Here is a 21,981-nt window from a genome sequence, read left to right on the forward strand (position 1 = left end):
GTTCTATTCTCCCTGCCTGTTCTCCCTGACTGTCGCGCAGCGCGGTGATCTGGAAGGCTGGAGCGCATGACCGAAGACGCTTACGCCGGAGACCTGCGCCGTTATCTCCAGGAGGCCAGGGAGGCCCTGGTCTTCAAGCTCGACGGGCTCAGCCCCTACGACATGCGCCGGCCCCTGGTGCCGACCGGCACCAACCTGCTGGGTCTGGTGAAGCACATGGCCGGCGTGGAGGCCGGATACCTCGGCGCGACCTTCGGCCGGCCGTTCCCCGAGCCGATGCCGTGGATGGACGACGGCGCCGAGGACAACGCCGACATGTGGGCCACCCTCGACGAAACGCGGGACGGCCTGGTGGACCTGTACCGGCGGGTGTGGGCGCACTCCGACGCCACCATCGCCGACGTGCCGCTGCACGGAACCGGCCGGGTGGCGTGGTGGCCGGCCGAGCGCAACACGGTGACCCTTCACCGCATCCTGGTGCACCTGATCAGCGAGACTCACCGGCACGCCGGTCATGCCGACATCGTGCGCGAGCTGATCGACGGGGCGGCCGGGCTGCGTGCCCTCAACGACAACCTGCCGTCGGGCGGCCCTGCGTGGTGGGCAGATTACCGGGCCGGTCTGGAGCAGACCGCCCGTCAGGCTTGACGCCCCGGCTGTGACCTGCGCCGCCCGCGGCCTAAAGTGGACTGCGCCCCGTAACGACGCCCCTCAACGCAAACACCCGGACTCTCCCCAGGGGAACACTCCGGTAGACCGCACCGCCAGCACACACCGAAGGACGAAAGCACCGTGTCGAGAATCCCTGCCCGCTGGGCCCGCTCCGGCGCGGCTGCCGCCCTCGCCCTGCTCACCGTCACCGGTCTCGCCGCCTGCACCGGGCAGCCGATCACGTCCGCGGGGACGGCCGGTGCCGCCGCCGGCGCATCCGACCGCACCTACGCCCTCGTGGTGCACTCCGTTCCGGGCGACGCGTTCTGGGATGTCGTCAAGTCCGGCGCTGAGGCGGCCGGCTCGCTCTACGGGGCCACGATCACGTATCAGGGCGACCCCGATGTGCAGAAGCAGAGCCAACTGATCGAAACGGCCATCGCCGCCCAGGTCGACGGCATCATCGTGTCGATGGCCAACCCGGACGGCCTGCGCGGCGCCCTCGCGGATGCCGCCGCAGCCGACATCCCGGTGATCACCATCAACTCCGGCGCCGAGGAGTCCGCGTCGGTCGGCGCCCTCACCCACGTGGGGCAGAGCGAGTACCTGGCCGGGCAGGGGGCGGGCACCAAACTCACCGAGGCCGGCGCCGGCAAGGTCATCTGCGTCATCCACGAGGCCGGCAATGCCGGACTCGAAGACCGGTGCCGCGGCGCCGCGGACACCCTCGACGGCAGCATGACCAATCTGCAGGTCGACATCGCCAACGTCGCGGATGCCCAGAACACCATCAAGAGCGCGCTGCTGGCCGACCCCACCATCGACGGTGTCCTCACCCTCAACTCCGCGGTGGGAGTCGCCGCGGCACAGGCCGTGACCGAGGCCGGCAGCGACGCCCAGATCGGCACGTTCGATGTCTCGGCCGATGTCACCGGGCTGATCAGCGACGGCAGTATCCTCTTCGCCGTCGATCAGCAGCCCTACCTGCAGGGCTACCTGCCGGTGAGCTTCTTCGAGCTGTTCTACACGAACGGCAACGTGGTCGGCGGCAACCTGCCGGTCTACTCCGGGCCGGGCTTCGTCACCCAGGAGAACGCCGACCAGGTGGCCGGGTTCGCCGGCAACGGCACGCGATGACGCAGCTGGCCGCGCCACCCCGCCGGGACGAGAGGCTCGCCGCGACGCACCCCGTGGTGCGCCTGCTGCGCCGCCCCGAGATGGGCGCGCTGGTCGCCGCCGCCGCGATCTTCGGCTACTTCTCCCTGGCCACGACCTCGTTCCTCACCCCGGCCGGCGCAGCCACCTGGCTCTACTCGGCGTCGCTGTTCGGCATCATGGCCGTCGCCGTGGCGATGCTCATGATCGGCGGCGAGTTCGACCTGTCGGCCGGTGCCATGACCGGCACCACCGGACTGCTCGTCGGCGCCTTCACCACCCAGTGGGGGATGAACCTCTGGCTGGCCATGGTGCTCGCCCTGCTCATCGCCCTCGCGGTCGGCGCCTTCAACGGGTTCCTCGTCGTGCGTACCGGCATCCCGAGCTTCATCGTCACGCTTGGCACCTTCTTCATCCTGCAAGGCCTCAACCTCGCCGGCACCAAGCTCGTGACCGGCCAGGTCGCCATCCAGGGCATGAGCTTGGTGCCCGGCTTCGACGCCGGCAAGGTGATCTTCGGGTCGACGATCCCGGTCGCCGGACTGAACCTCAAGGTGTCGGTCTTCTGGTGGCTCGGACTCACCCTCGTCGCCAGTTGGATCCTGCTCCGCACCCGCTACGGCAACTGGATCTTCGCCATCGGCGGGGCGTTGCAGAGCGCCGTGCAGACCGGGGTTCCCGTGCGACGCACCCGGATCGGCCTGTTCATGGGCACGGCCGCGGCCGGCTGGCTCGTCGGCATGCTCTCGCTCTTCGACGTGGCGACCGTGCAGGCCACCACGGGCATCGGCCAGGAGTTCGTGTACATCATTTGCGCCGTCGTGGGCGGCTGCCTGCTCACGGGAGGCTACGGGTCCGCCGTCGGCGCGGCACTGGGCGCGCTCATCTACGGCATGATCCTGCAGGGCATCGTCTTCGCCCAGTGGGACAACAACTGGCTCAAGGCGTTCCTGGGCGGGATGCTGCTGCTCGCCGTGCTGGTCAACCTCTCGGTCCGCCGCCAGGCCGGGGTGCGCCAATGAGCACTGTGGAGACGGCCATCCTGCAGGTGCGCGGGGTGGGCAAGGTCTACGGCTCGGTCATCGCGCTCAGCGACATCTCCACCTCGGTGGCGGCGGGCGAGGTGCTCTGTGTCCTGGGCGACAACGGCGCGGGCAAGTCGACACTGCTCAAGATCCTCGCCGGAGTGCACCCGCATTCCTCGGGCGAACTCCTCCTCGACGGAACCAATGTGCGTTTCGCCGGCCCACGTCAGGCCCTCGACGCCGGGATCGCCACCGTCTACCAGGACCTGGCGATCGTGCCCCTGATGCCGGTCTGGCGCAATTTCTTCCTCGGCGCCGAGCTGAGCGCCGGCGTCGGCCCGTTCTCCCGGCTCAGGGTCGCCGAGATGCGGGCGATCACCCTGGAACAACTGGACCGGATGGGCATCGACCTGCGTGACGTCGATCAACCCATCGGCACCCTCTCCGGGGGCGAGCGGCAGTCGGTGGCGATCGCCCGCGCCATCTACTTCGGCGCCAGGGTGGTCATCCTCGACGAACCCACCTCCGCGCTCGGCGTCAAGCAGGCCGGGGTGGTGCTGCGCTACGTCGCACAGGCCCGCGACAACGGGCTCGGCGTCGTGTTCGTCACCCACAACCCGCACCACGCCTACCCGGTCGGCGACCGGTTCCTGGTGCTCAACCGCGGCGCCAGCCTGGGCGAATTCGACAAGGCCGGCATCACCATCGAGGAACTCACCCGGTTGATGGCCGGCGGCGCCGAGCTGGATTCACTGGCCCGGGAGATCGAGCGCGGCTGATCCAGGCGCCGGCCGGCGCCCATCCGGTGTCATCCGTTTCGGAGGATTCCACGGCCCGGCCATCGGCCTCGGCGACATAGGTTGCTACCGTCTGGGGCGACAGGCCGATGAGTCGCGTCTGCCGGGCGAGAGAGCTGAACCCGACAGCGTGGCTCCGGCATCGGTAGGAATCGACGACAGCAGGGCGATGCCCTGGAATTGGAGTGATACCCATGGCTAGAGGAACAACCCCGGTGCTCGATGCGGCGGCCGAGATCAACGCGGTGTCGCTGGCCCGCACCGAGCTCGACCCACGCACCCTGATGATCGCCAGGATCGCCGCCCTCGCGGCGGTCGATGCACCCGTCGCCTCGTACCTCCTCCACGTGGGACCGGCCGCGGAGGTAGGGCTGACGGTCGATGACGTCCAGGATGTTCTCGTCGCCGTGGCTCCCATCGTGGGTACCCCGCGATTGATGTCCTCGGCGCGCAAGATCGCGGAAGCCCTCGACCTGGCCATCGAGCTGGGAAGCGAAGACGACACGCAGTAGTCAGTGACCGACAACCGAGTGAGGAGCACCCCCGTGAAGAAGCCCATCGTGTTCATGGTGCTGCTGGTGCTTCTCACCGGCTGCACGGCCGGCGGCGATTCCGCGTCGCCGAGCCCGACGGCGACAGGTTCGCCGACTGCCACGGCCGGGTCCACGGCCTCCCCGCCGACCGCGGCCCAGGTGACCTGGGCGGGCACGGTCTGCAGCGACATCACCACGCTCAAGACGGATGTCCAGGGCCTGGCCGCCGCCGCGGCCACCGGTGGGGACTCGGTGGGAACGGCCATCTCCAAGCAGATGGACACGGTCTCGGCGTCGGCCACGGACCTGGTCGACACCGTGAAGTCGCCGCCGGAGAACCTGGGCGACGATCCGGAACTCCTCGCCGTGCAGGACTCGATCGACAAGGTCGACCAGTCCCTGAAGACCTTGGAGGCGAGCGCCAGCCAGGTGCAGGGCACGACGGGGGCCGCCCTTGTAGACGCGTTGGCCACAGTGGTCGGCGACACCGGAGACGTGCTCAACAGTGTCGCCGGCACCGTGCAGACCGTCACCACGGCCATCAACGACACGTCGAGCACCCTCGGCCAGGCCTTCCGGGCGGCCCCGGAGTGCGCCGACCTCACCTCCTAGCCCGCCCCCCGGTCGCGACCAATCCGCTGATCGAAACCCGTCCGCTGTGGCGACCCGTCCGCTGATCGAAACCCGTCCGCTGGTCGTGACCCATACGTTGATCGAGCTTGTCGAGATCCCGTGAGCCGAACGCGTTGGCGACGTCACTCACCGGGTCTCGACAAGCTCGACCGCCGAGGTGGGCGCGAGCGCAGACGGTCTCACCGGGTCTCGACAAGCTCGACCGCCGAGGTGGGCGCGAGCGCAGGCCGTCTCACCGGGTCTCGACGAGCTCGACCGCCGAGGTAGGCGCGAGCGCAGGCCGTCTCACGGTGTCTCGACGGGTTCGACCGACGCGAGGTCTGGGGTGGTCGTGACCCATACGTTGATCGAGCTTGTCGAGATCCCGTGCGCCGAACGCGTTGGCGACGTTACTCACAGGGTCTCGACACGCTCGACCGCCGAGGTGGGCGCGAGTGCAGGCCGTCTCACCGGGTGTCGACAAGCTCGACCGACGCGAGGCCTGGGATGGTCGTCACCCGTGCGTTGATCGAGCTTGTCGAGATCCCGTGAGCCGAACGCGTTGGCGACGTTACTCACAGGGTCTCGACAAGCTCGACCGCCGAGGTGGGCGCGAGCGCAGGCCGTCTCACCGGGTCTCGACAAGCTCGACCGCCGTTGAGGGGCTCGACCGTCGTGGTCGGCGATCTCGGCGGACTCAGGGGAGTCCCAGCTTCGGACGGGAATGAAAAACGCCCCCAGGCGTTGACTTGAGTCGAGGGCGCTCAACTTTCGGGATCCCTCCTCGTTTTGACTCCCAGGAGGTTGCATTGCCTACATACTTCGGCCCGGCCGGATCCGAGAACGGTTCCTTCGACGAGTTCCTGGCCCGCTACCTGCAGGGCCAGCGCTCCGCGCAGTCCGGTCGACCCATTGAGATCACCCGACTGCTCAGCCGGCGCACCCACGAGCTCCTCGTGCAGGCCGCGCAGTTCGCCGTCGACCACGACCACGCCCACGTCGACGCCCTGCACCTGCTGCGCGTCATGGTGGAGCAGGAACCCGCCGCGTCGGCCATCCGCCGGGCCGGTGGCGACCCGGCCGCGATCGTGACGGCCGCCGATCAGCGACTGCCGGAGTCGAGTGACCAGCAGGCCACCTCGGCGCCCGCGCTAACTCCGTCGGCCCAGCGCGCCCTGCTCGACGCCCACCAGGTCGCCCGCGCCTTCGGCTCCACCTACATCGACCCCGAGCACCTGTTCTTCGCGTTCGTCGTGAACCAGGACGCCCCGGCCGCCCAGGTGCTGGCCGCCGCCGGCGTTACCGCCGAGTCCCTGCAGGCCGGAGCCCAGCAGGCCGAGGCCGACGAGGCCCAGGCCGCAGCCGGCAACCCGGTCGGCGACGGCACCTCCGACACCCCGATGCTCGACACCTATGGCGTCGACCTCACCGAGCGCGCCCGCTCCGGCAAGCTCGACCCGGTGATCGGCCGCAGCGACGAGATCGAGCAGACCGTCGAGATCCTCTCCCGGCGCACCAAGAACAACCCGGTGCTGATCGGCGAGGCCGGCGTGGGCAAGACCGCGGTGGTCGAGGGCCTTGCGCAGGCCATCGTCGACGGCCTCGTGCCCGAGCAGTTGCGGGGCAAGCGGGTCATCGCGCTCGACCTGCCCGCCATGCTCGCCGGAACCCGTTACCGCGGCGACTTCGAGGAGCGCCTCACCAAGACCATGGATGAGATCAGCCTTCATAGCGACGAGATCATCGTGTTCCTCGACGAGCTGCACACCGTCGTCGGCGCCGGCGGCTCCGGCGAGGGCGGCATGGACGCCGGCAACATCCTCAAGCCGCGCCTGGCGCGCGGTGAGCTGCACGTCGTGGGCGCCACCACCCTGAACGAGTACCGCAAGGTCGAGAAGGACCCGGCCCTCGAACGACGCTTCCAGCCCGTGCGGGTGGGGGAACCCGGCATCGAGGATGCCGTGCAGATCCTCGCCGGCCTGCAGGAGCGGTACGCCGAGCACCACTCGGTGCGCTACACGGATGCCGCGATCCGCGCCGCCGTGGAGATGAGCGCCCGGTACATCCCCGACCGGTTCCTGCCGGACAAGGCCATCGATCTGATCGACCAGGCCGGCGCCCGGGCTCGCCTGGCTCTCGGCTCCCGCGTGGACGTCGACGGGCTGCGCGAGAAGCAGGCGGCACTCGAGTCGGCGAAGGCCGACGCGGTCGCCGCCGAGCAGTACGAGGAGGCGTCCCGCTTGCGCGACGAGGCTGAGACGATCGCGGCGACCATCGATGCGGCCGTCATCAGCCAGGGCGGCGAGGACTCCGGTCCGTCCGCCGTGGTGGACGAGGCCGAGATCGCCGCGATCATCGCCAGGGCCACCGGCATCCCGGCCAGCCGCCTCACGGCCGGTGACCGGGAGCGCCTGGCCCGGCTCGAGGACGACCTGCACGAGCGGGTCATCGGACAGGACGACGCCGTGACCGTGATCGCCAAGGCCGTGCGGCGCAACCGCACCGGCATGGGCGACGCGAACCGTCCGGTCGGCAGCTTCCTCTTCCTCGGCCCCACCGGGGTGGGAAAGACCGAACTGGCCAAGTCGCTGGCCGAGTCGCTCTTCGGCGACGAGAAGGCCATGCTGCGCTTCGATATGAGCGAGTTCAGCGAGCGTCACACCGTGAGCCGCTTGGTCGGCGCCCCTCCCGGCTACGTCGGTTACGACGAGGCCGGTCAGCTGACCGAACACGTGCGGCGGAACCCCTACTCGGTGGTGCTGCTCGACGAGATCGAGAAGGCGCACCCGGACGTGTTCAACCTGCTCCTGCAGGTGCTCGACGACGGCCGGCTCACCGATGGTCAGGGTCGCACGGTGGACTTCCGCAACACCGTGGTGATCATGACGTCGAACATCGGCTCCGAGGTGCTGGCCAGCCGCAGCGGCGCGCTCGGCTTCACCGCCGATCTGGACGGCGCCGGCAACGGCTTCGGTTCGGAGAAGGCGTTGCGCGACCGGGTGATGGCCAAGCTCCGTGAGGCGATGCGGCCCGAGTTCCTCAACCGGATCGACGAGGTCGTGCTGTTCCGCAAGCTCGAACAGACCCAGCTGCGCCGCATCGTGCGGCTCCTGCTCGGCCAGACCGAGAACCGGGTGCACGCCCAGGGCCACACCCTCACGGTGACCGACGAGGCGATCGATTGGATCGCCGAGCACGGTTACGAGCCCGAGTACGGCGCCCGGCCGCTCCGCCGGGTGATCCAGCGCGAGGTCGACGACCGGATCGCCGACCTGCTGGTGGCCTCGGCCCTCGGGACCGGCGGCATAGTCGCGGTGAGCGTGCAGGACGGCGCCCTCCGAGTGGCGGGCGAGCCGGCCCGGATGCCGCTGGCCGCCTAAACGGCACACGAGAGCCCCCAGCCGGAACCCACACGGGTTCCGGCTGGGGGCTCTGTCGTGTCCTCCGTCGAGGGCTACAGGATAAAGAGCATCTCCTGGTAGGTCGGCAGCGGCCACAGGTCGTCCGCGACGAGGTCCTCGAGCGCGTCCGCGGCCGTGCGTACGGCGGCCATGGCCGGCAGCAGCGCATCCCGGGCGTGCTCGGCCTCGGCCAGCGCCTCATGGCCGGTCTCGGCATCCAGCGCGGCCTTCAGGCCGGCCAGGGCGCTCCGCAGCTCGCCGACCGGGCCCGTCACGGCCAGGAGCGGCGCGGTGTCGGCGTCCACTCCGGCGGCCGACAGCGCCCCGACGTTGACGGCCAGCTCGGTCTGGTACCGCACGGCCGCCGGGAGGATCTGCGTGGTGCCCATTTCCAGGGTGAGGCGGGCCTCCACGCCGATCGTGAGTGCGTACTGCTCCAGGCCGATCTCGTACCGGCTGTGCATCTCCCGGTGATTGAAGACCTTGTACTTCTCGAACAGGTCCATGGCCGGCTCGGTGATGAGCTCGGGCAGGGCGTCGAGCGTGGTGCGCAGGTTCGCGAGTCCCCGCTTCTCGGCCTCGATCGGCCAGGCATCCGAGTACCCGTCGCCGTTGAACACGACGGCGCCGTGATCGGTGATGATCTGCGTGAGCAGCGACTGCACGGCCTCGTCGAAGTCGGTGCCCGCCGCGACGGCGGCCTCGAGGTCGGTGGCGATGTAGTCCAGCGACTCGGCCATGATCGTGTTGATGGTGACCATCGGGCCGCTTACGGTCTGCATCGAGCCCGGGGCGCGGAACTCGAACCGGTTGCCGGTGAACGCGAACGGGCTGGTGCGGTTGCGGTCTCCAGGATCGGTCGGCAGCACCGGGAGAGTGTCGACGCCGATGATCATGCTGCCCTTGCCCTTGGAGGAGGTGGCGGCGCCGTTCTTGATCTGTTCGAAGACATCCGCCAGCTGGTCGCCGAGGAAGATCGAGATGATCGCCGGCGGGGCCTCGTTGGCGCCGAGCCGGTGGTCGTTGGTGGCCGAGGCCACGGAGACCCGCAGGAGGCCCGCGTACTTGTGCACGGCCCGGATGACCGCGGCGCAGAAGACCAGGAACTGGGCGTTGTCGTGCGGGGTGTCGCCGGGAACGAGCAGGCTGCCCAGCTGGTTGTTGCCGAGCGAGAAGTTGACGTGCTTGCCCGACCCGTTGACGCCCTGGAACGGCTTCTCGTGGAACAGGCACTCCATGCCGTGCTTCTTGGCGATGGCCTTGAACGTCGTCATCAGCAGCTGCTGGTGGTCGGCCGCGATGTTGCCGCGTTCGAACATCGGAGCGATCTCGAACTGGCCGGGCGCCACCTCGTTGTGCCGGGTCTTGGCGGGGATGCCGAGCTTGAACAGCTCCCGCTCGGTGTCCATCATGAAGCCGAGCACCCGCTCGGGGATGGCGCCGAAGTAGTGGTCGTCGAACTCCTGGCCCTTGGGCGGCTTGGCGCCGAACAGGGTGCGGCCGGAGTTCAGCAGGTCGGGGCGGGCCAGGAAGAAGTGCCGGTCCACCAGGAAGTACTCCTGCTCAGGACCGCAGAACGAGACGACCTTCGCTGGCTTGTCGTGGCCGAACAGGCGCAGGATGCGTTCGGCGTGCTCGCCCATCGCCTGCTGTGAGCGCAGCAGCGGGGTCTTGTGGTCGAGGGCCTCTCCGGTCATCGAGACGAAGACCGTGGGGATGCACAGGGTGTTGCCGTTCGGGTTCTCCAGCACGTAGGCGGGGCTGGTGACATCCCAGCCGGTGTAGCCGCGGGCCTCGAAGGTGTTGCGGAGGCCCCCGTTGGGGAAGCTGGACGCGTCGGGTTCGCCCTGCACCAGGGTCTTGCCCGCGAACTCGGCCAGGGCCGTGCCGTCGCCGACCGGTTCGAGGAAGCTGTCGTGCTTCTCGGCCGTCAGACCGGTCAACGGGTAGAACACGTGCGCGTAGTGCGACGCGCCCTTCTCCATCGCCCAGTCCTTCATGGCGCTGGCGACGGCATCCGCAACCAGGGGGTCGAGCATGGCGCCGTGTTCGATGGTGGCCATGACCGACTTGTAGACCAGTTTCGGCAGCCGCTTCTGCATGACGACGCTGCTGAACACGTTCTCGCCGAAGATCTGGCCGGGCGTTTCGGTGTCGGTGAAGCTGACGGCCGGAGGCACATAGGCCTCAACGTCCCTGATCGCCTGCAGGCGCATGGCATTTCCACTCATTTAATACCCCTTTGATTCGGGCTCTTTCCGCGACTAGTTACGGAATCCGGTGCTCCAAATGTAGGGAGCTTCTATGCCGGTCACATTTCGGACGCATGACGGACTCGGTCTCCGCCCTCTCCCGATCGGGGAACGAAACCGACGCGCACCGCCAGCGGCTAAACTGGTCGTTTGATTTGAGGGGTGTTTGAGTGGTCGACCAGGAGCTCGCGCGGGAACAGGACTATGTCGCCACGCTGTACGCGCGACTCGACGCGCTGCAGCGCGAGGCCGAGGCCCAGCTGAAGGCCGTGCGGATGCTCGACGTCGGCGGCAACCACCAGTCCCGGTCTGAGCGCGACACCTTCGCCCGCACCTACGAGGACCGCATCGTGCAGCTGCGCGAGGTGGACGACCGGCTCGCGTTCGGCCGCCTGGAGACCGCCCCGGAGGACGACGACGGTACCCCCGTGTACCGGTACATCGGCCGGGTGGGCCTGCGGGACGAGAACCTGCAGCCGATCCTGCTCGACTGGCGGGTGCCGCAGGCCAGCGCCTTCTACCAGGCCACCGCCGCCACCCCGCTCGGCGCCAGGTCCCGCCGGCACCTGCTCTCCAGCGGCCGCCGCATCATCCGCATCGAAGACGAGATCCTGGATGCCGCGCTGCTCGAGGGCGACACCGCCGGCCTGCACCAGGGCGAAGGAGCGCTGCTCTCGGCCCTCACCGCCCAGCGCACCGGCCACATGAATGACATCGTCTCGACGATCCAGGCCGAGCAGGACCGCATCATCCGCTCGGAGCTGAACGGCGTGCTCGTCGTGCAGGGCGGGCCCGGAACCGGCAAGACCGCCGTGGCTCTGCACCGCGCCGCCTACCTGCTCTACACGCACCGCGACCGGCTGCAGAACGCCGGAGTGCTCATCGTGGGCCCGTCCACCTCGTTTCTGCAGTACATCGAGGCGGTGCTGCCGTCGCTCGGTGAGACCGGCGTGGTGCTCGCGTCGGTGGGCCAGCTGTTCCCCGGCGTCGAGGCCAGCCACGAGGATGCGCCGGCCGTCGCCGCGCTCAAGGGCCAGACGTTCATGGCCGACCTCATCGCGCGCGCCGTGAAGAGCCGGCAGAAGGTGCCGGCCGGCAACCAGAAGCTGCTCGTGAACGGCGACACGCTCCTGCTCAAGCCGCAGTTGATCGAGTCCGCCATCCACCGGGCGCGCGCGGGCGGCAAGCCGCACAACGAGGCCCGAGTGGTCTTCGTCAAGCACGCCCTCAACTCCCTGGCCCGGGAATGGCTCGAGCAGTTGCAGAAGCAGGGCCGGTCGATGGACGACACCGATCTGCCCATGCTGCGCGAAGACCTGCGCCTGGCCGACGACGTGCGGGTGGCGCTCAACACGGCCTGGCTGCCGCTGACCCCGCAGAAGCTCGTGCAGGACCTCTACGCCCGGCCGCAGTGGCTGGAAGAGCTGACCCCGCGCTGGCGGGCGGCCCAGCGTGCCCTGCTCTACCGCACCCGGGACGCCGAGTTCACGATCGCCGACATCCCGCTGCTCGACGAGGCGGCTGAGTACCTCGGCGAGTACAGCGCGGTCGACGCCGCCCAGAAGCGCGAGGCCAAGGAGCAGCGGAAGCGCGACATCGAGAACGCCGAACTGGCCATTAAGAACATGGACGTCAAGGGCCTCGTGAACGCGAAGGCCCTCGCCGACAACTTCGCCGAGCTCGGCGACCGGGCCACGACGGCCGAACGGGCAGCGCTGGACCGCAGCTGGACCTACGGGCACGTGATCGTCGACGAGGCGCAGGAGCTCTCGCCGATGCAGTGGCGGTTGCTCATGCGCCGCGGCCCGCGCCGCTCGTTCACCATCGTCGGCGACATCGCCCAGGCCGCCGCCGCGGCGGCGGCAGACAGCTGGCGGGAGGCCCTCGCGCCAGTGCTGGAGGCCTCCTTCGAGGCCAACCGCTGGCGCCTGGAGGAGCTCACGGTGAACTACCGCACGCCCAGCCAGATCGCCGAGGCGGCCGAGAAGATGGCGGTGGCGCACGGCCTGCCGATCACCGCATCCCGCACGGTGCGGGCCAGCGACTGGCCCGTCGAGGTGCTCACGGATGCGCTCGACGCCGTGCGCCGCGAACGCGCGCTGGGTGTGGGCGGCACCGTCGCGGTCATCGTGGTGGAGGAGCACATCGAGGCCCTCGCCGCGGAGCTGGAGGCGGAGTTCGGTGACATCGTCGGCCGGGGAGCGCTCGGCCTGCTGCGCGATGTGGCGCTGCTCACCCCGCAGGACTCCAAGGGGCTGGAGTTCGACGCCGTGGTCGTCGTCGACCCCGCTGGCGTGGTGGCCGCATCCGAACGCGGCGCAGGGGCCCTCTATGTGGCGATGACCCGCGCCACCCAGCGGCTCTACCTCGTGAGCGGCGGCCCGCTGCCGGCCGGACTCGACGACCGGGCCTGACCCTCGCGACTTCGGGCAAAGTGCTCTCTCGGGGGTGCTGAGGGGGCAGTTCGGCGCAAGTCGGTGACGGGCGCGGCGGCGGGCGGTCTGTGTTAGTCGGAGGGCGGCCGGAAGGCCTGCATGGTGGCGAGGAGCGCCTCGGGGTCGAAGGCGGCCGGCGCGCGGATCGCCTGGATAGAGGCGCCCTGGATGAGCGCGACGATGGTGGCGGCAAGGTCGTCGCCCGTCGCCCGACCCTGGATGCCGCCGCTGCCCGACGCCGATCCTTGGATGCCGTCCTGGCCGCTGCCCGCGGCGGCGACCTCGCGGCACACGGGCAGGAAGGCCTCCAGGTACCTGCCGAACGAGCTCTCGATGCGACTGCGGAAGAGGTCGTCGCGGCGGGAGAAGTAGAACGCGAAGAGCAACTCCACGCCGGCGTGGTACTCGGCGAGGCGTTCGAGCTCGCCCCGCACCATCCGCTCGAGGCGGTCCCACGGCGCAAGCGCGGCGAGGCCGGGGGCGGTCAGGGCGTCGAGTGTGCCGTCCAGCAGCACGTCGAGCAGGGCCAGGAGCAGGCCGTCCTTCGACTGGAAGTGGAAGAAGACCAGGCCGGGGGAGATGCCCGCGGCCGTGGCGACCCGCCGGGCGGTGACCGCATCGAGGCCGTCGGCCAGGGCGATCCCGTACGCGGTCGCGAGGATCTCCTCGACGCGTTCCTGCTCGGGTCGTTTGGGTCCACCCATCGGTCAGCCGATCGTCCCTGAGCGCGGCGCGGCGCTCTGCTCGGCACGCTTTTGGGCGCGGTAGCCGCGCCAGGCCCGCCAGGCGCCCGTGGACCACAGGGCCCAGAGCACCAGGACCGGCTGGAAGAGCAGCCGGATGGTGCGCTGGAGATCGGTGTCCAGCCCGAACGAGTCGGTGTGGGTGACCAGCTGGGAGATGTTGCCGGGGAAGATCGCGACGAAGAACGCGGCGACGATCCAGCCGACGTAGACCCGGTATCGGCCCAAGGCCACCAGGGACGCACCGAGAATGATCTCGACGACACCGGATGCGAGGACGACGAAGTCGCCGTCCACCGGTAACCAGGTGGGCACTTGGGCGAGGAAGGCCTCCCGGTTCACGGTGAGGTGGCTGATCCCGGCCAGGAGGAGGAACACGCCGAGCACGATCCGGAAGGTGGTCCGGAGAACCCGGGACCAGGTCGGCAGCGGGGTGTGCGGGTGGGCCTTGGGCGCGGTGCGGCTGCTCATGGTGCGGCTTTCGTGGGGGACGGGTCGAGCTCGATACGTTCAGCCTATATTGATCACCCGGTCAATGACCACTCGGTCAATAGGGTCTGGGACCCGTTCAGCCTGCGGCGGCCACCAGGGTCGCCACCTCGGCATCCGTTCGTGCGTCGAAGACGCCCCACATGATGTGGGTCGGTCCGCTGCCGTCGCTGCCGGCCACGGCCGGGCGGCTGATCCAGCGGTTGGCCGCCGCTGCGGCGCCCAGGGCGGCCAGCGAGGGGGCGATGGTGGACTTTCGCAGTGTGCCGGCGACGACGCTGCCGTCGCCGCCCAGCCGCCAGCCGCGGCTCGCGGCCAGCACCTGGCCCACCTCGTCATCGGTGAGCCAGCGCGAAAAGCTCCGACCGGGCGGGTCGATCTTGGTCAGCTTCATGAGAACCAGCCTAACTTCGGCTCAGGCCGGAAGCAGGGCGAGTTCGGCCTCCAGTCGCTCCACGTCGACGCGGTGGCAGAGCTCGGTGGCCGGCGTCATGGCGGTGGCGCTGCCGGCGGCCACCGCGGCGCGGAACGCCGCCCGAGTGTCCAGGCCCTGGGCGATGCGCAATACGAAGGCTCCGAGGAAGCTGTCCCCGGCTCCCACGGTGCTCTGCACCAGGACCCGGGGGACCGGCAGGCGCAGGACCTCTCCGGAGGAGGCGAGCACCGCTCCGGCACCGCCGAGGGTGAGCGCCACATGCTCCGCGGAGCCGCGATCCACCAAGGTGCTCGCCGCGTCGATCTGGCTCTCCTCGCTGTCGAGCGATTGCCCGAGCAGTTCCCCGAGCTCGCGGGCGCTGGGCTTGACCAGGAAGACGCCCTCGGTGAGGGCTTCGGCCAGGGCGTCACCCGACGCATCCACTATGCAGCGTGCCTCGTGCTCGCGGGCCAAACGTGCCACCCGGGCGTAGAAATCGTCGGGCACCCCCGGAGGCAAGCTTCCACTCGCCACGACATAGCCGTGCTGGGGGATGGACTCCGCCACCCGGTCGAGGCAGGCGCGCCATTCGCGCTCAGTGAGCTCGGGGCCCTGCAGCACGAAGCGGAACTGCTTCCCCGTTGCCGTCTCGTCGACCGTGAAGCTCTCGCGGGTGCTGCCGGCGATGGGGACGACCAGGGTGGGGATGCCCTCTGCCTCGATCAGCCTGCGGTAGGCGTCACCGGTCGGTCCGCCGGCGGCGTAGATCGCGAGGGTCTGACCGCCGAGCCGCTGGATGACGCGCGACACGTTGATGCCGCCGCCACCCGGATCGAGGCGGGAGCGCCCGCACCGCAGCTTGTGCTCACCGACCACGTTCGGTGTCGAGGTGCTGACGTCGAGGGCGGGATTGACGGTGAGTGTGAGTATCGGCCGCAGCGCTGTCGGTCTGGAGGCATCCATGGACCCAGCGTAGGACTCCCGGGCGCTCCGCCGGGGGATGCGGGTCTGGGCGGTGGTGTCAGCGTCCGGAGAACAGCCGCGAGAAGAAGCCGCCGCCCGTCGAGGGCTCGTTCTCGTGCCCGGCGCACCGGTCCGCGCGGGGCACCCCGCGCATCACCTGGTCGACGTGCTGGCCGCAGCCGGCCCAGGTTGTCTTGCCGCAGGTTCGGCAGGTCACGGCTCGGCACATGGGGTCTCCTTGGATCAGGTTGAGGGTGGCTGGATTAGCTTCCCTGAAGTCCTCAGGATACCCCATGGGGTATAGCTGAGTCTGACCGGATGCTGGGCGTGACGGATCGGCGGTGTGGCCTCACGGCGGGGGATCGGTGTCGCTGCGTGTGAAGTGTTTCGCTGCGTGTGAAAAATGGTGCATTTTCACCTGCCGCGAGAGTCAACCTGCGCCGAGGGAGCGAGCTGGGCCGGCTGGCCGGTGCGGCGTAAGGTGGCCGCGTGCCGAACAATCCACCGCAGACGTACACGGCCGCCCAGGTGCGCGAGGCCGAGGTCCCGTTCCTCGAGCGCGGCGTGCCGCTGATGCAGCGGGCGGCCGAGTCCCTGGCGCACGAGGCGGGTGCTCTCCTGGAGGCGCGGCGCGGGGGAGTGGCGGGTGCCCGGGTGCTGGTCCTGGCCGGCTCGGGCAACAACGGAGCGGATGCGCTCTACGCCGCGGAACGTCTGGCGCACCGAGGCGCGCTTCTGTGCATCCTGCCGACGAGTGAGCACCTGCACCGGGAGGCGCTCGAAGCGGCTCTCGCGCAGGGCGCCGACCTGCGGCCCACCGACGAGCCCGCCGAGGTCATCGCCGGGCTCGCGGCGGCAGCCGACCTGATCCTCGATGGCATCCTGGGCACCGGGACCAGCAGTGCGCCCGCGTTGCGCGGTGCGGCCCGGAGCGTCGTCGCGGCGATTCTTCCGGTGCGTTCCGGCGAGCATCCGCCTCTGGTGGTCGCCGTGGACCTGCCCAGCGGTATCGGCGTCGATGATGGCAGCGTGCCCGACCCCACGGTCTTGCCGGCCGATCTCACGGTGACCTTCGGCGGGTGCAAGGCGGGGCTGCTCACCCGCCCCGCGTCCGGCTACGCGGGCCGGGTCGTCGTGGCCGACATCGGTATCGGCGCCGAACTGGAGCGTATCCGCCGCCGGGACCTCGTCTGAGTTGCCCCCGGCCTGCTCCTAGGCGGGCTGCGGGCTCGGCTGGGCGCGACGCCGCAGGCTGCTGCGCAGCAGCTTGAGCCCGGCGTCGGCCAGCACGAGAAGCACCGCGGCCAGCAGCGGGAAGGCCCACGCGGCCAGCGGCGGCCAGCTGCCGCCGAGCAATGCACTGACGAACGGGATGCCGAGGAACGCGACCAGCAGCACCAGCTCGGCACCGACGGCGGCCAGGAGCGCCCGGTTGCCGCCCAGGCGCAGCCGCCACGCCGGAACCGTCTCGCTGCGGCAGGCGAAGGCATTGGCCATCTGGGCCACCGCGATCGTGGCGAATGCCGTGCCGGAGGCGGCCGCGAGGAGCCCCGGCGGCACCGACGCCCCCCAGGTCCAGCCGCCCGCCACGAGGACCGCCGCGAATCCCGCCAGCGACACCACGGCCTCGACCGGACCGAGCACGCCGAAGGCCCTCCAGAGCAGGACCCGATCGATCAGGGTGCGGGTGCGGGTGCGGCCCTGCATCACCCGGGCGCTGGGCGGCTCGACACCGAGCGCGATGGCGGGCAGCAGGTCGGTGCCGATATCGAGGGCGAGCACCTGCAGCACGCCGATGGCGAGCGGGAACTGGCCGCCGGTGAGCGCCCACGCGGCGAAGGGTGCAAGCTCGGCCACATTGTCGGTGAGGTGATAGGTGAGAAACCGGCGCGCGTTCGCGAAGGTCGCCCGCCCGAGCCGCACGGCCGCGACAATCGTGCCGAAGTGGTCATCCAGCAGCACCAGGTCGGCGGCCTCGCGCGCCACGTCGCTGCCGCTCAGGCCCATGGCCACGCCCACGTCTGCCTCCCGCAGCGCTGGCGCGTCGTTCACCCCGTCGCCGGTCATCGCCACGACGTGGCCGCGGGCCTGCAGAACATGGGTGATCCGCAGCTTGTCGGCCGGCGTCACCCTGGCCACGACCGCGCCATCCGGATGGTCGAGCAGCGCGCCGAGTTCGGCGTCGGATTCCGGCAGCCCGGGCCCCAGCACGGTGCCGCCCGGCCCGAGGAGGCCCACCTGCCGGGCGATCGCCTCGGCGGTGTTGGGGTGATCGCCGGTGACCATGATCACCCGGATGTCGGCGGTGCGGCAATCCTCGAGGGCCTCGTGCACGTCGGGCCGGGGCGGGTCCTCGAGCCCGAGCAGTCCCCAGAGACGGAGGCCGGACTCGGCCCCCAGGGTCACCGTGTCGGCCGGCCAGTCCCGGGCGGCGACCGCCATCACCCGCTGACCGCGGGCGGTCATCCTGGCCAACTCGCGATGGGCCGCCTCCGGCACGTCGGTGCACCGGGCGAAGACGCTCTCCGGCGCCCCGAGCGTGCTCAGTCGACCGGCCGCCACGGCGGAGCTCATCATCCGGTCGGCGGTGTACGGCAGCCGCCGAATGGACTGGTGCAGGTCCTCGGTCCAACCGCTGCGGTGGGCGAGCGCCGTGATCGCCGCATCCAACGGACCACCCTCCGGCCGCCATTGTCCGTCACGCAGCACGGCCCGCCCGGTCACACAGGACACGGCCGCCTCGGCCAGCTCCGGAAGCAGAGCGGTCGCGTCCGGCGGCCCGGAAACCGTGGCGGTGGGCCCGTAGCCGGCCCCGTCGATGGTGACCACGCCCCGAGGCGTCCAGGCCTCGACCACCGACATCTTGTTCTGCGTGAGGGTTCCGGTCTTGTCGGTGCAGATGAAAGTCGTGGCGCCGAGCGTCTCGACGGCATCGAGGCGGCGCACCAGGGCCTGCTGCTCCGCCATGGTCTGAGCGCCCCGCGCCAGAGAGAGCGTGACCGTGGGCAGCAGGCCTTCCGGAACCAGTGCCACCGCCACCCCCACACCGAACAGGAATGCCTCGGCCGGCCGCAGCCCGATGCCGAGCCCCGCCAGACCGAGACCCACCCCTGTCGCGACGGCGATGATCGCCACGACGCGCACCACCCGGTTGAGCTGGAGGGTGAGCGGGCTGGTCGGCCGGGTCGCCGCGCGGGCGAGCGCGCTGATCTCGGCGAGGGTCGTTCCCGATCCGGTGGCCGTCACTTCGGCCTCTGCGTCACCCTGCACCACGAAGGTGCCTGCGCGGGCCGTCTGCCCGGCCTCGTGGTGCACGGCCTCGCTCTCCCCGGTCACCATCGATTCGTCCACCGTGAGTGCGTGCGCCTCGAGGAGACGCATATCCGCCGCGATGCGATCGCCCAGGCGCAGGAGCACGACATCCCCGCGCACGAGTTCGGCCGCGTCGATGGTGCGCTGGGCGCCGTCCCGGCGCACCCGGGTCTCGGTGGGCAACAGGTCGCGCAGGCGTTCGGCCGACCGGTCGGCCCGGTGTTCCTGCCAGAACGCGAACAACGCGTTGAGCACGATCACCACCACGATGGCGATCGCCAGAGCGGGCGTGCCGGCCAGCAGCGCGAGCCCGGCGGCCACCCACAGCAGCAGGGCGAGCAGGTGGGTGAATTGCCGCACGAGGGCCCGCAGCGCGGACGGCCGGGCCAGGCGCGGCAGCACATTGGGTCCGTCCGCGGCGAGCCGGCGGGCGGCTTCCTCCGAGCTGAGCCCGGACGCCCGTGTCACAAGGCCCTCCTTCCCTCGCCCTTCCTCGGCTAGGGGGAAACTACACCCGCGGCACCTCCGGCGGCAGCGAGCCGACGGCCGTGACCGCTCGGGCCCGCAGCGCGTTGCTGCGCTCGGCCAGGTCGCGCTGGCGGCGTACGTATTCGGCCTTGCCCGCCGGCGTCTCGATGGCGACCGGGGCATACCCCCACTCGGAGAGGTCATACGGCGAGGCCTGCATGTCGAGACGGCGGATGTCGCGCGCCAGCTCGAAGCTGTCCAGCAGCAGCTCCCCGGGAATCAGCGGCCCCAGTTTGATCACCCACTTGTAGACATCCATGCCCGCATGCAGGCAACCGGGCTGCTCGAGGCGCGGCTGGTTCTCGCGGGTCGGCTGGAGCGCGTTGTGCGTGAGCGCCGCCGGGGTGAAGAAGCGGAACGCGTCGAAGTGACTGCAGGAGATGTTGTGGGCGTCGACGACGTCATCCGTATCGCCCTGGCCCAGGCGCAGCGGGGCCACATGCCGGTGTTCGTCCTGCCGGTAGACCATCGCCCACTCGTGCAGTCCGAAGCAGCTGAAGTTGGCCGGTCGCGCAGCTGTCTTGTCGAGCAGGGTCACGATGAACCGGATGCTGCGCGCATTCCTGTCGCGGAAGGCCGCGTCGTCCACGAGAACGTCGTCCCCCTCCGTGCGGTACCACTTCCACCCGGCACGTTCGGCGCCGGCCGCTCCGCGCAGGCGCGCCCCGGAGCCCGGGTGCCAGCGGCGCAGCAGCCCGGGGCGGAACGGATAGTAGGTGAACAGGAAGTCGTCGACCGGATGTGTGCGACCGCCGGCGGCGCGTTCCCTCCGCTCCAGGGAGAGGGCGTCGGCACGGTCCTGGTGCAGTGCCTCGCGGGCCTGCCAGTCCGCGGTGTCGAACACTGCGCCGTCGAACGCTGTCGACGCTGGGTATCCGGGCACCCCACGAGAGTACTCGGCGACCCGACGCCCTGCCACCGTCCGGCACGGTCTAGGCTGGAACCGGAGCGGAACAGGATTCCGCCCAGCAGAACATGTTGATGCAGGGGAGTCCCACCATGCCCACTACCGCCTTCGATCTCACCGGACGCCTCGCGGTCGTGACGGGGGCGAGCAGCGGCATCGGCCTGGCGATGGCCGAGGGGCTGGCGGCCGCCGGCGCCGACATCATCGGGGTCAGCGGCCACCTGCCCGACACCGGCAGCGAGGTCGCTCGCCGGGTGGAGGACCTGGGCCGCCGGTTCACGCCGTTTCGGACGGACTTCGCCGACCGTGCGGCGGTCACCGCCCTCGGTGCCGAGTTGGCCGGGCGTCGACCGGACATCCTGGTCAACAATGCCGGCACCATCCGTCGGGCGCCGGCCCTCGAGCACTCGGACGACTTCTGGGACGAGGTGATCGCGGTGAACCTGTCGTCGCAGTTCGTGCTCAGCCGGGCGGTCGGCGCCGGGATGGTGACCCGAGGCCGCGGCAAGATCATCTTCACGGCGTCCCTGCTCAGCTTTCAGGGCGGGGTGAACGTGCCCGGCTACACGGCGGCCAAGTCCGGCATCGTCGGCCTGGTCAAGGCCCTGTCGAACGAGTGGGCCGGGTCGGGCGTGAACGTGAACGCGATCGCGCCGGGGTACATCGCCACCGCGAACACCCGGGCCCTCCGCGATGACGCGGTCCGCTCGGCCGCGATCCTGGGGCGCATCCCGGCGGGCCGGTGGGGCGAGGCGTCCGACCTGGCCGGCGCCGCGGTCTTCCTGGCCAGCAGCGCCTCGGACTACGTGAACGGCATCACGCTGCCCGTCGACGGCGGCTGGCTCGGCCGGTAGCCGCGCGCCCACAACGCGGCAGCGCGCCGGCCCGCGACCCGGGCTCAGCGCAGCTCGGCCGCCTGCACGTGGTCCATGTCGTCGAACGGCTGGTTCTCGCCCGCCATGGCCCAGACGAAGGAGTAGCTGCCGGTGCCGAAGCCGCTGTGCAGCGACCAGCTGGGCGAGATCACGGCCTCCTGGTTCGCCACGATCAGGTGGCGGGTCTCGGTGGGCTCGCCGAGCAGGTGCACGACGCGGTGCTCGGGCGCCAGGTCGAAATAGAGGTAGCACTCGGTGCGGCGGTCGTGGGTGTGCGCGGGCATGGTGTTCCACATGCTGCCCAAGCCGAGCTCGGTGACGCCCATCACCACCTGGCAGCTGCGCACGCCGTCCTGGTGGATGTACTGGTTGATGGTGCGCTCGTTCGAGGTCTCCTGGGCGCCGAGCCGGCGCACGGTGCCCTGACCGTGCGGCACCAGGGTGGTGGGATAGCTCCGGTGCGCCGTCGCCGAGAAGAGGTAGAAGGCGGCGGGTGCGGCCGCCGCCGCGCTGGCGAAGGTGACCTCGACCGCACCGCGACCCACGTACAGGCAGGATCCGGTATCCATGGCGTGGTCGACACCGTCGACGGTGATGGTGCCTGGAGCGCCCACGTTCACGATGCCGGCTTCGCGGTTGCCGAAGAAGTTCTCGGTGCGCAGCACGTCGAAACTGGGCAGGCGGATGCTGCCGGTCACCGGCCGTGCGCCGCCGAGTACCACGCGGTCCTCGTGGCTGTACGTGGCACGGAATTCGTCGTCGGCGAAGAGGTCGTCAACGAGATAGTTCTCGCGGAGCGCCTGCGTGTCGAATGAGCGGATCTGGGCCGGGTTGGTGGAGTGCCGCACCTGCATGATCGGTCTTCTCTCTGACACGCCTCAGGCGTGC

The 21,981-nt window shown here is 70.3% G+C and carries 19 protein-coding genes; 10 read left to right on the plus strand and 9 right to left on the minus strand.

Going from position 1 to position 21,981, the window contains the following annotated elements; all coding sequences use genetic code 11:
* Positions 1-66: 66 nt before the first annotated feature.
* The 7 genes from PA27867_RS06915 to PA27867_RS06945 all read left to right on the plus strand — a co-directional run bounded on the left by PA27867_RS06915 (position 67) and on the right by PA27867_RS06945 (position 8,153).
* Positions 67-648, plus strand: a complete 582-nt coding sequence (locus PA27867_RS06915; protein WP_066594733.1) for a DinB family protein — start codon at positions 67-69, stop codon at positions 646-648.
* 144 nt (positions 649-792) lie between these two features.
* Entirely contained in the window at positions 793-1,788 is a 996-nt protein-coding gene (locus PA27867_RS06920; RefSeq protein WP_236900862.1) for a substrate-binding domain-containing protein, read from the plus strand.
* Positions 1,785-2,828 (plus strand): ABC transporter permease, encoded by a 1,044-nt coding sequence (locus tag PA27867_RS06925; RefSeq protein WP_066594735.1) that lies wholly within the window; start codon positions 1,785-1,787, stop codon positions 2,826-2,828. The genes PA27867_RS06920 and PA27867_RS06925 overlap by 4 nt, the downstream gene beginning before the upstream one ends.
* Positions 2,825-3,610, plus strand: a complete 786-nt coding sequence (locus PA27867_RS06930; RefSeq protein WP_066594737.1) for an ATP-binding cassette domain-containing protein — start codon at positions 2,825-2,827, stop codon at positions 3,608-3,610. The genes PA27867_RS06925 and PA27867_RS06930 overlap by 4 nt, the downstream gene beginning before the upstream one ends.
* Positions 3,611-3,822: 212 nt before the next feature.
* Positions 3,823-4,140: a carboxymuconolactone decarboxylase family protein gene (locus PA27867_RS06935; RefSeq protein WP_066594738.1), complete on the plus strand. Its 318-nt coding sequence runs from the start codon at positions 3,823-3,825 to the stop codon at positions 4,138-4,140.
* Positions 4,141-4,173: 33 nt separating this feature from the next.
* Positions 4,174-4,773 carry a lipoprotein gene (locus PA27867_RS06940; RefSeq protein ID WP_066594739.1) on the plus strand — a complete coding sequence of 200 codons (600 nt, stop codon included), beginning with the start codon at positions 4,174-4,176 and terminating at the stop codon, positions 4,771-4,773.
* Between the two features lie 809 nt (positions 4,774-5,582).
* Positions 5,583-8,153 (plus strand): ATP-dependent Clp protease ATP-binding subunit, encoded by a 2,571-nt coding sequence (locus tag PA27867_RS06945; protein WP_066594740.1) that lies wholly within the window; start codon positions 5,583-5,585, stop codon positions 8,151-8,153.
* 74 nt (positions 8,154-8,227) lie between these two features.
* On the opposite strand, the gene PA27867_RS06950 is transcribed toward PA27867_RS06945, so the two are convergent.
* A complete protein-coding gene (locus tag PA27867_RS06950; protein ID WP_066594742.1) occupies positions 8,228-10,405 on the minus strand; it encodes a glutamine synthetase III in 2,178 nt (725 codons plus the stop codon).
* Between the two features lie 191 nt (positions 10,406-10,596).
* On the opposite strand from PA27867_RS06950, the gene PA27867_RS06955 reads away from it, so the two are divergent.
* The gene (locus PA27867_RS06955; RefSeq protein WP_066594744.1) at positions 10,597-12,840 is read left to right on the plus strand and encodes a HelD family protein; all 2,244 of its coding nucleotides are present in this window, start codon (positions 10,597-10,599) and stop codon (positions 12,838-12,840) included.
* 92 nt (positions 12,841-12,932) lie between these two features.
* Here PA27867_RS06955 and PA27867_RS06960 read toward each other — a convergent pair whose 3' ends face one another.
* From PA27867_RS06960 to PA27867_RS20935, 5 genes are all read right to left on the minus strand, one after another.
* Entirely contained in the window at positions 12,933-13,565 is a 633-nt protein-coding gene (locus PA27867_RS06960) for a TetR/AcrR family transcriptional regulator (protein ID WP_066594746.1), read from the minus strand.
* Between the two features lie 3 nt (positions 13,566-13,568).
* On the minus strand, positions 13,569-14,075 hold the full coding sequence (locus PA27867_RS06965; RefSeq protein WP_066594747.1) for a hypothetical protein: 507 nt from the start codon (positions 14,073-14,075) through the stop codon (positions 13,569-13,571).
* A 97-nt stretch (positions 14,076-14,172) separates the two neighbouring features.
* On the minus strand, positions 14,173-14,487 hold the full coding sequence (locus PA27867_RS06970; protein WP_066594749.1) for a hypothetical protein: 315 nt from the start codon (positions 14,485-14,487) through the stop codon (positions 14,173-14,175).
* Positions 14,488-14,508: 21 nt separating this feature from the next.
* A complete protein-coding gene (locus tag PA27867_RS06975; RefSeq protein ID WP_208857308.1) occupies positions 14,509-15,471 on the minus strand; it encodes a 1-phosphofructokinase family hexose kinase in 963 nt (320 codons plus the stop codon).
* A 58-nt stretch (positions 15,472-15,529) separates the two neighbouring features.
* The gene (locus PA27867_RS20935; protein ID WP_167550827.1) at positions 15,530-15,700 is read right to left on the minus strand and encodes a hypothetical protein; all 171 of its coding nucleotides are present in this window, start codon (positions 15,698-15,700) and stop codon (positions 15,530-15,532) included.
* 260 nt (positions 15,701-15,960) lie between these two features.
* On the opposite strand from PA27867_RS20935, the gene PA27867_RS06980 reads away from it, so the two are divergent.
* Positions 15,961-16,665, plus strand: a complete 705-nt coding sequence (locus PA27867_RS06980; RefSeq protein WP_066594751.1) for an NAD(P)H-hydrate epimerase — start codon at positions 15,961-15,963, stop codon at positions 16,663-16,665.
* Positions 16,666-16,683: 18 nt separating this feature from the next.
* On the opposite strand, the gene PA27867_RS06985 is transcribed toward PA27867_RS06980, so the two are convergent.
* Entirely contained in the window at positions 16,684-19,251 is a 2,568-nt protein-coding gene (locus PA27867_RS06985; protein WP_066594753.1) for a cation-translocating P-type ATPase, read from the minus strand.
* A 40-nt stretch (positions 19,252-19,291) separates the two neighbouring features.
* Positions 19,292-20,194, minus strand: coding sequence for a 3-methyladenine DNA glycosylase (locus PA27867_RS06990; protein WP_236900863.1), 903 nt, complete (start codon positions 20,192-20,194; stop codon positions 19,292-19,294).
* A 116-nt stretch (positions 20,195-20,310) separates the two neighbouring features.
* Between PA27867_RS06990 and PA27867_RS06995 the strand changes: the two genes are divergently transcribed.
* Positions 20,311-21,072 (plus strand): SDR family oxidoreductase, encoded by a 762-nt coding sequence (locus PA27867_RS06995; RefSeq protein ID WP_066599293.1) that lies wholly within the window; start codon positions 20,311-20,313, stop codon positions 21,070-21,072.
* A gap of 44 nt (positions 21,073-21,116) precedes the next feature.
* Here PA27867_RS06995 and kduI read toward each other — a convergent pair whose 3' ends face one another.
* On the minus strand, positions 21,117-21,968 hold the full coding sequence (gene kduI, locus PA27867_RS07000; protein WP_236900864.1) for a 5-dehydro-4-deoxy-D-glucuronate isomerase: 852 nt from the start codon (positions 21,966-21,968) through the stop codon (positions 21,117-21,119).
* Positions 21,969-21,981: the final 13 nt, after the last annotated feature.

The sequence above is a fragment of the Cryobacterium arcticum genome (assembly GCF_001679725.1).
Lineage (GTDB): Bacteria > Actinomycetota > Actinomycetes > Actinomycetales > Microbacteriaceae > Cryobacterium > Cryobacterium arcticum_A.